At 69.2% G+C, this 8,418-nt stretch carries 10 protein-coding genes and 1 pseudogene; all 11 read left to right on the top strand.

The window, feature by feature from the left end:
• A pseudogene (locus ACRDTL_RS14420) lies at positions 1-1,392 on the top strand (ATP-dependent zinc metalloprotease FtsH); the annotation flags it as partial.
• A gap of 16 nt (positions 1,393-1,408) precedes the next feature.
• Positions 1,409-2,017 carry a GTP cyclohydrolase I FolE gene (gene folE / locus ACRDTL_RS14415; protein ID WP_431507384.1) on the top strand — a complete coding sequence of 203 codons (609 nt, stop codon included), beginning with the start codon at positions 1,409-1,411 and terminating at the stop codon, positions 2,015-2,017.
• Positions 2,014-2,847 carry a dihydropteroate synthase gene (gene folP, locus ACRDTL_RS14410; RefSeq protein ID WP_431507383.1) on the top strand — a complete coding sequence of 278 codons (834 nt, stop codon included), beginning with the start codon at positions 2,014-2,016 and terminating at the stop codon, positions 2,845-2,847. Before folE ends, folP begins: the two co-directional genes overlap by 4 nt.
• Complete coding sequence (gene folB, locus ACRDTL_RS14405) at positions 2,840-3,238, top strand: dihydroneopterin aldolase (RefSeq protein WP_431507382.1); 399 nt, start codon at positions 2,840-2,842, stop codon at positions 3,236-3,238. The genes folP and folB overlap by 8 nt, the downstream gene beginning before the upstream one ends.
• A complete protein-coding gene (gene folK, locus ACRDTL_RS14400) occupies positions 3,238-3,789 on the top strand; it encodes a 2-amino-4-hydroxy-6-hydroxymethyldihydropteridine diphosphokinase (RefSeq protein ID WP_431507381.1) in 552 nt (183 codons plus the stop codon). The genes folB and folK overlap by 1 nt, the downstream gene beginning before the upstream one ends.
• Positions 3,767-4,243 (top strand): DUF3180 domain-containing protein, encoded by a 477-nt coding sequence (locus tag ACRDTL_RS14395; protein WP_431507380.1) that lies wholly within the window; start codon positions 3,767-3,769, stop codon positions 4,241-4,243. The genes folK and ACRDTL_RS14395 overlap by 23 nt, the downstream gene beginning before the upstream one ends.
• 98 nt (positions 4,244-4,341) lie before the next feature.
• Positions 4,342-5,655, top strand: coding sequence for a DUF6779 domain-containing protein (locus ACRDTL_RS14390; RefSeq protein WP_431507379.1), 1,314 nt, complete (start codon positions 4,342-4,344; stop codon positions 5,653-5,655).
• A gap of 109 nt (positions 5,656-5,764) precedes the next feature.
• Complete coding sequence (locus ACRDTL_RS14385) at positions 5,765-6,670, top strand: Rossmann-like and DUF2520 domain-containing protein (protein ID WP_431507378.1); 906 nt, start codon at positions 5,765-5,767, stop codon at positions 6,668-6,670.
• On the top strand, positions 6,667-7,590 hold the full coding sequence (gene panC, locus ACRDTL_RS14380) for a pantoate--beta-alanine ligase (RefSeq protein ID WP_431507377.1): 924 nt from the start codon (positions 6,667-6,669) through the stop codon (positions 7,588-7,590). The genes ACRDTL_RS14385 and panC overlap by 4 nt, the downstream gene beginning before the upstream one ends.
• A complete protein-coding gene (panD, locus tag ACRDTL_RS14375) occupies positions 7,590-8,006 on the top strand; it encodes an aspartate 1-decarboxylase (protein ID WP_431507376.1) in 417 nt (138 codons plus the stop codon). Before panC ends, panD begins: the two co-directional genes overlap by 1 nt.
• Before the next feature lie 2 nt (positions 8,007-8,008).
• A partial coding sequence (locus ACRDTL_RS14370) for a type III pantothenate kinase (protein WP_431507375.1) occupies positions 8,009-8,418 on the top strand: 410 nt, incomplete at its 3' end.

Genomic DNA, 8,418 nt, shown 5'->3' with positions numbered 1-8,418 from the left:
GCGCTGCTGCGGCCCGGCCGCTTCGACCGCCAGATTCCGGTGACGAATCCGGACATCAACGGCCGCAAGGCGATCCTGCACGTGCATTCGAAGGGCAAACCGAAGGCCCCGGACGCCGGCCTGGACGGGCTGGCCAAGCGCACGGTCGGGATGTCGGGCGCCGACCTGGCCAACGTGATCAACGAGGCGGCGCTGCTGACCGCGCGCGAGAACGGCACCATCATCACCGGCGCTGCCCTTGACGAGGCGGTGGACCGGGTGATCGGCGGACCGCGCCGCAAGGGGCGGATCATCAGCGAACTTGAAAAGAAGATCACCGCCTACCACGAGGGCGGGCACACGCTGGCGGCGTGGGCGATGCCGGACATCGACCCGGTCTACAAGGTCACCATCCTGGCCCGGGGGCGCACCGGTGGGCACGCGGTGGCGGTGCCGGAGGAGGACAAGGGGCTGCACACCCGTTCGGAGATGCTCGCGCAGCTGGTCTTCGCGATGGGCGGGCGCGCCGCCGAAGAGCTGGTGTTCCGTGAGCCGACGACGGGCGCGGTGTCCGATATCGAGAAGGCCACCCAGGTCGCCCGCGCGATGGTCACCGAATTCGGCATGAGCGCCAAGCTCGGTGCGGTCAAATACGGGACCGAACACGGCGACCCGTTCCTGGGCCGCACGATGGGCACCCAGCCGGACTACTCGCACGAGGTGGCCCGCGAAATCGACGAGGAGGTCCGCAAGCTCATCGAGGCCGCACACACCGAGGCCTGGGAGATCCTCACCGAATACCGCGACGTGCTCGACACCCTGGCCGGCGAGCTGCTGGAGAGGGAGACCCTGCACCGTGCCGAGCTGGCGGCGATATTCGCCGATGTCGAAAAGCGGCCGCGGCTGACCATGTTCGACGACTTCGGAGGCCGCATCCCGTCGGACAAACCTCCGATCAAAACTCCGGGCGAGTTGGCGATCGAGCGCGGCGAGCCGTGGCCCAAACCCGCACCCGAACCCGCGTTCAAGGCCGCGATCGCCCAGGCGACCGCCGAGGCTGCAGAGGCGGAGGGCGATCGGGGCACCAACGGTGCCAACGGCTCGCACGGCCAGGGGGAGCCGGTTCCAGCCGGCCCGACTCAACCCGATTACGGCGCACCGGCCGGGTGGCACGCCCCGGGATGGCCACCGCCACCACAGCAGCCGGGCCACTGGTATCCGCCGCCTGCGCCGGCACCACCGCCGGCGCATTGGCCGCCGCCACCGCAGCATCGCTATGCGGGCCCGCACGGTCAGCCGTATCCGCCGTATCCGCCATATCCGCCGCCCGGTAGACCAGCACCGGAGCCCGGCTCGTCGCCCGACCAGCAGGCCGGGGACTCCGGGCGGTCCGACCCACCCGCGCACGGCTGAGACAACGGAGACGTCGATGGTGCAGCCGAATTTCCGCCCGGCCACCCTGCGCACTCCGGTGTTCGACCAGGCGCGCGTCGAGGCCGCGGTCCGTGAGCTACTCTCCGCGATCGGCGAGGATCCGGATCGCCACGGCCTCGAGGACACCCCGGCGCGGGTCGCCCGCGCCTACCGGGAGATGTTCGCCGGGCTCTACACCGACCCGGACGCCGTGCTGAACACCACCTTCGACGAGCAGCACGACGAGTTGGTGATGATCAAGGAGATCCCGCTGTACTCGATCTGCGAGCACCACCTGGTGTCGTTTCACGGGGTCGCCCATGTCGGCTACATTCCCGGGGACGACGGCCGGGTGACCGGTCTGTCGAAGATCGCCCGGCTGGTCGACCTGTACGCCAGGCGGCCGCAAGTGCAGGAACGACTCACCGCTCAGATCGCCAATGCGCTGATGCGCAAACTCGATCCGCGCGGCGTCATTGTCGTGATCGAGGCCGAGCACCTGTGCATGGCGATGCGGGGCGTCCGCAAGCCCGGCGCAGTCACGACCACGTCGGCGGTGCGGGGCCTGTTCAAGTCCAACCAGGCATCTCGGGCCGAGGCGCTCGAACTCATCTTGCGCAGGTGAGTACGACGCGCGTCCGGGTCATCGGGGTGGTGAACGTCACCGACGACTCGTTCTCGGATGGCGGACGCTACCTGGACGCCGACCGGGCCGTCGAGCACGGCCTGGCCCTAGCGGCCGAGGGCGCGGCGATCATCGACGTCGGCGGTGAATCGACCCGACCCGGTGCGGTCCGCGTCGAGCCACGCATCGAAATCGCGCGCGTGGTTCCCGTTGTCAAAGCACTTGCAGCAGAGGATATTACGGTCAGTATTGACACCATGCACGCGGGTGTGGCGCGGGCAGCGCTGGACAGCGGCGCCCAAGTAGTCAACGACGTGTCCGGTGGGCGCGCCGATCCGTCGATGGCGCCGCTGCTGGCCGAAGCCGGTGTGCCGTGGGTATTGATGCACTGGCGATCGGTGTCGGCCGACCGTCCGCACCGCGTGCCGCAATATCGTGATGTGGTGAACGAAGTACGTACCGAACTGCTCGCCAGCGTCGACGACGCGGTGCGCGCCGGCGTCGATCCGGCGAAGCTGATCATCGACCCCGGCCTGGGATTCGCCAAGACCGGACAACACAATTGGGCGTTGCTGCGCGCCCTGCCGGAGCTGGTCGCGACCGGGGTCCCGGTACTGGTGGGAGCGTCCCGCAAACGGTTTCTCGGCACGTTGCTGGCCGGCCCCGACGGTGCGGTGCGACCGCCGGACGGCCGCGAGACGGCCACCGCGGTGGTTTCCGCCCTGGCCGCGCTGCACGGGGCGTGGGGAGTGCGGGTCCACGACGTGCGGGCCTCGGTCGACGCGCTGAAAGTAGTGTCGGCTTGGAGTGAAGGCGAGCCCAATGGCTGACCGAATCGAGTTGCGCGGCTTAACGGTTCGTGGCCGACACGGCGTCTTCGACCAGGAGCGCGCCGACGGTCAGGACTTTGTCGTCGATATCACCGTGTGGATCGACCTGGTCGACGCCGCCGCCAGCGACGATCTGGTGGACACCTACGACTACAGCGTGCTGGCCCAGCGGGCGGCCGATATCGTCGCCGGGCCGGCCCGCAACCTGATCGAAACCGTCGCAGGAGAGATCGCCGAGGACGTGATGAATGACGATCGGGTGCACGCCGTCGAGGTGAGGGTGCACAAACCGCAGGCGCCGATCCGCCAGAGGATCGCCGATGTCGCGGTGGTGGCGCGGCGGTCGCGGCGCGGTGGCCGCGGTTCGGTGATCCCGGCCGGAGCGCCCTGATGACCCGCGTGGTGCTGTCGATCGGGTCCAACCTCGGTGACCGGCTGGCCCGGCTGCAGTCGGTGCCCGACCGGCTCGGCGACGCGGTGCAGGCCATCTCGCCGGTCTGCGAGACGGCGCCCTGGGGCGGCGTGGAACAGGGGCCGTTCCTCAACGCGGTGCTGATCGCCGACGCCCCGACGCTCGATGGCCACGGCTGGTTGCGCTGCGCGCAGGAAATGGAGCAGGCGGCCAACCGGTTGCGGGGCCAGCGCTGGGGCCCGCGCACCCTCGACGTGGACCTGATCGCCTGCTATGACGACGGCACCGAACTGTTTTCCCGGGACGACGGTCTGACGCTGCCGCACCCGCTGGCCCATGTGCGGGCTTTCGTGATGGTGCCGTGGCTGGCCATCGACCCGGACGCGCAACTGACGGTGGCAGCAGGCCGGCGACCCGTCGCCACGCTGCTGGCCGAGCTGGATCCGGCTGACCGCGCCGGTGTCCGCATGACCGATTTGGTGCTCAACCACCCACGTCGGGAAGCCGATGAGGCCGACCCGCAAACGTGACCTGACGGTCGCCGTGATCGGTGCCGCGGTGGTCGGATACCTGCTGGTCGTCCAGTTGTACCGGTGGTTTCCGCCGATCACGGTGGCCACGGGTCTGTCGCTGCTCGGAGTCGCCGTCGCGGAGGCGATGTGGGGCCGCAATGTGCGGACCAAAGTCAACGGCGGCGAGATCGGCGATGGACCCGGCTGGCTGCATCCGCTCGCGGTGGCCCGCAGCCTGGTGGTCGCCAAGGCGTCGGCCTGGGTCGGCGCGCTGGTGCTGGGGTGGTGGGTCGGGGTGCTGGTGTACCTACTGCCGCGTCGGTCGTGGCTTCGGGTCGCCGGCGAGGACACCGCCGGCACGGCGATCGCGGCCGTCAGCGCGTTGGCTCTGGTGGTCGCAGCGCTGTGGCTGGAGCATTGCTGCAAGTCGCCTCCGGATACGACCGAACACGGCGAGGGCGCCGAAAGTTAGCCAGCAGCGGTCAGGGCGGCGGCCGGGCGACCGGTCCGGGTGAGAATCGCCGGAGTGCGGCGACACGCGTAATGACCACTGCCCGGTACAGTCAGGCCATGACCGTTCTGTCCCGCGGCGACCGGGTCCGGCGCAGCGGCCGCAGGCCGGGTTGGCTGCTATTGACGGCGTTGCTGGTGCTGGCCATCGCCGCCAGTTCCGCACTGGTTTTCACCAACCGGGCGGAGCTCCTCAAACTCGCGGTGATCCTGGCGTTGTGGGCCGCCGTCGTCGCCGCATTCGTGTCGGTGATCTATCGCCGGCAAAGCGACGTGGACCAGGCGCGGGCGCGCGACCTGAAACTGGTTTACGACTTGCAGCTGGATCGCGAAATCTCGGCCCGCCGCGAGTACGAACTGACCGTTGAATCGCAGCTGCGCCGCGAGCTGGCGTCCGAACTGCGTGCCCAGGCGGCCGATGAAGTGGCGGCGCTGCGGGCCGAACTGGCCGCGTTGCGCAACAGCTTGGAGCTTCTGTTCGACGCCGACCTCGACCAGCGGCCCGCGTTGGAGTCTGAACGCGGGGCCGTGCGCGGCTACAGCGACTGGGAACGGGAGGACGAGAGCTGGCGTGATCGGGTCAATCGGGTCACCTCGGTGCGGGCGGAGGACGCCGCCGGACGGACCGAAGACACCTCGATCATCGATGTGCCCGAGGAACCGCTGGTGCCGCCTGCACGGCCGGGCGGCTACGCCTACCAGGGCCCGGAGGCGTTTCGCAGCGCCGAGACGTACGAGGCCGCTCAGGCTCACACCGGTTCGCATTGGCAGCGAGCCGACCGAACCGGCCGTGCTCCACAAGACCAGCAGCCGTCGCGGGTGGGTTGGACGCCGCCGGAGCGGTTTGAACCCGCGCCCCAGCAGGACGCGCGACGTCAGTACGAGGCGTCACCACCGCCGCCGGAGCCCCAGCGGCCAACGTGGGCGACGCCCGACGAGCCCCAGCGTCAGGCACCGGCCTCCGATTGGCAGCCGGTCGGCGCTGAGGGGCAGTGGGTGCCGCCCGGGACAACCGGCAGCAATTGGGTTTCCGGCCCGCCCGGCAACAATGCGGTCAGCGAACCCACCGCGGCTGCGCCGCCGCCAGTCGAGCGGCGAGGCCGGCATTTCGGTCCGGCGGAGTCCACGCCGGGCCGGCCCGTCGAACACGAACGTGATTGGCAATACAGCGAGCCTGTTCATCGAGCGGAGGCCCGCCATGTCGCCGAACCCGGCGCGGCGCCGCCGCCGCAGCCGGTGGCCCGACACCGCAGCCCCGATGCATCCGCGGATCCCGATGCGCCGCGCACCGGCGGCCAGTCGGTCGCCGACCTACTGGCGCGGCTGCAAGCCAGCCCGGCCGGGGGCGGTAGACGGCGACGCCGTGAGGAGTGAGCAAAGCCACCTCGCGGCGAAGGCCGTGGGCACGGTAAAGTTTTGGTGACCGTCCGGTACCCGCATCGCGGGACTGGAACGAACCAAGAAATTTGCGAGGGTCACTCCCATGGTGCAGTTCGACGGGCTGCGCCCGGCCCGACTGAAGGTGGGCGTCATCGCCGCCGGCCGGGTCGGCACCGCCCTGGGGGTTGCGCTGGAGCGCGTCGACCATGTCGTGGTGGCCTGCAGCGGCGTCTCCCGGGCATCCCGGCAGCGGGCGGAGCGTCGGCTGCCCGACACCCCGGTATTTGCCGTCCCGGAGGTTGCCGCCGGCGCTGAGTTGCTGCTGTTGGCCGTGCCGGATGCCGAATTGGCCGGGCTGGTTTCCGGCCTGGCCGCCACCGCGGCGGTGCGGCCGGGAACCATCGTCGCGCACACGTCGGGTGCCAACGGGATCGGTGTGCTGGCACCGCTGAGTGACTGCATACCGCTGGCCATTCACCCCGCGATGACATTCACCGGGTCCGACGAGGACATCACCCGCCTGGCCGATACCTGCTTCGGGATCACGGCGGCCGACGAGGTCGGCTACGCGATCGCGCAATCACTGGTGTTGGAGATCGGTGGTGAGCCGTTCCGGGTCCGTGAAGACGCCCGCACGCTGTATCACGCCGCGTTGTCGCATGCCGGCAACCACATCGTCACGGTGCTCGGCGATGCGCTGGACGCCCTGCGGGCGGCGCTGTCGGGCCAAGAACTGCTTGGCCAGCAACTTGTCGACGACCAACCCGGCGGTCTGGCCGAACGCATCATCGGACCGCTGGCCTCCGCGGCGCTGGAGAACACCCTGCGACGCGGGCAGGCGGCGCTCACCGGTCCGGTCGCCCGCGGTGACGCGGACGCGGTCGCCGGGCATCTGGCGGCGCTGACGGCGGTCGACTCGCGGGTGGCCGAGGCGTACCGGGTGAACGCGCTGCGGACCGCCCAGCGCGCCCACGCCCCCGACAACGTCGTGGAGGTGCTGGCGCGGTGATCGACACATTCAATGCGGGCGAGCTCAACGTGTACTCGGCGCCACGCGATGTCGCCGACGTAAGTCGCGTGCTGCGCCATACCGGGCGCCGGGTGATGCTGGTGCCCACCATGGGCGCGTTGCACGACGGGCACCTGGCCATGGTGCGTGCCGCCAAGCGGGTGTCCGGCTCGGTGGTCGTGGTGTCGATATTCGTCAACCCGCTGCAGTTCGGTGCCGGCGAGGACCTCGACGCCTACCCCCGCAACGTTGACGACGATCTGGCGGTGCTGCGCGACGAAGGTGTTGAGGTGGTCTTCACGCCGACCGTCGCGGCGATGTATCCCGACGGCCCGCGCACCGCGGTGCATCCCGGCCCGTTGGGTTTCGAGTTCGAAGGCCACGCCCGCCCGACCCATTTCGCCGGCGTGCTTACCGTCGTGCTGAAACTGCTGCAGATCGTGCGCCCCGGCCGGGTGTTCTTCGGCGAGAAGGACTATCAGCAGCTGGTGTTGGTGCGGCAGCTGGTCGCCGACCTCAACGTCGATGTGCAGGTGGTCGGTGTGCCGATCGTGCGCGAAACCGATGGGCTGGCACTGTCTTCCCGCAACCGTTACCTGGACCCGGCGCAGCGGGAACTGGCCGGAGCACTGTCAGCGGCGCTGTTGGCCGGTATGCGTGCCGCGTCGGCCGGTCCAGACGCCGCCGTGGACGCGGCCCGCGCAGTGCTGTCGGAGGCGGCCGCGATTGACGTCGACTATCTGCAGGTGCGTGACCCGGCACTCGGGCCGGCACCGGCCAATGGCCCCGGCCGACTGCTGGTCGCGGCGCGGCTCGGCACGACCAGACTCCTCGACAACATCGCGATACAAATCAGAACCACCGTTCGCCCCGATACCGGGGTGCCATTCGGACATCACGAAATACCCTGGAGGAACTGATGTTGCGGACAATGCTCAAGTCGAAGATTCACCGGGCAACCGTCACGCAGGCTGACCTGCACTACGTGGGCTCAGTGACCATCGACGCCGATCTGATGGATGCCGCAGACCTGCTCGAAGGCGAGCAGGTGACCATCGTCGACATCGACAACGGCGCCCGGCTGGTTACCTACGCGATCACCGGAGAGCGCGGTAGTGGCGTTATTGGAATCAACGGCGCCGCAGCCCATTTGGTGCATCCGGGTGACTTGGTGATCCTGATCGCATATGGGTCTATGCCGGACGTCGAAGCTCGCAGCTACCAGCCCCGCATCGTGTTCGTCGACTCCGACAACAGGCAGGTCGACGTGGGTCACGACCCGGCCTTCGTGCCGGAGAACGAGACCGATCTTATTTCCCCCCGAGGTGTGGGGTAGCCATGCTGTTGGCGATCGACGTGCGTAACACCCACACCGTTGTCGGCCTGCTCTCCGGGTCGGGAGAACACGCGAGTGTCGTGCAAAAGTGGCGGATTCGCACCGAGGCAGAGGTTACCGCCGACGAACTGGCGCTGACCCTGGACGGTCTGATTGGCGACGACGGTGAGCGGCTCACCGGCGCGGCCGCGCTGTCCACGGTGCCGTCGGTGCTGCACGAAGTGCGGGTGATGCTGGACCAGTACTGGCCGTCGGTCCCGTCGGTGCTGATCGAACCGGGCGTGCGCACCGGAATCCCACTGCTGGTCGACAACCAGAAGGAAGTCGGTGCGGACCGGATCGTCAACTGCCTGGCTGCATTTCACAAGTATGCGACGGCGGCGATCGTCATCGACTTCGGTTCATCGATCTG

Origin of the sequence: Mycobacterium sp., assembly GCF_050700595.1 — a bacterium.
Classification (GTDB): Bacteria; Actinomycetota; Actinomycetes; order Mycobacteriales; family Mycobacteriaceae; genus Mycobacterium.
The sequence above is the reverse complement of the archived record's forward strand: the minus strand, read 5'-3'. Positions and strand labels throughout refer to the sequence as shown.

What these genes read in the sequence shown, in the direction of transcription:
- folK (WP_431507381.1), top strand. Translation starts at nt 3,238, where the DNA reads ATGACCCGCGTGGTGCTGTCGATCGGGTCCAACCTCGGTGACCGGCTG.
- folE (WP_431507384.1), top strand. Translation starts at nt 1,409, where the DNA reads ATGGTGCAGCCGAATTTCCGCCCGGCCACCCTGCGCACTCCGGTGTTC.
- ACRDTL_RS14390 (WP_431507379.1), top strand. Translation starts at nt 4,342, where the DNA reads ATGACCGTTCTGTCCCGCGGCGACCGGGTCCGGCGCAGCGGCCGCAGG.
- ACRDTL_RS14385 (WP_431507378.1), top strand. Translation starts at nt 5,765, where the DNA reads ATGGTGCAGTTCGACGGGCTGCGCCCGGCCCGACTGAAGGTGGGCGTC.
- ACRDTL_RS14395 (WP_431507380.1), top strand. Translation starts at nt 3,767, where the DNA reads ATGAGGCCGACCCGCAAACGTGACCTGACGGTCGCCGTGATCGGTGCC.
- folB (WP_431507382.1), top strand. Translation starts at nt 2,840, where the DNA reads ATGGCTGACCGAATCGAGTTGCGCGGCTTAACGGTTCGTGGCCGACAC.
- panD (WP_431507376.1), top strand. Translation starts at nt 7,590, where the DNA reads ATGTTGCGGACAATGCTCAAGTCGAAGATTCACCGGGCAACCGTCACG.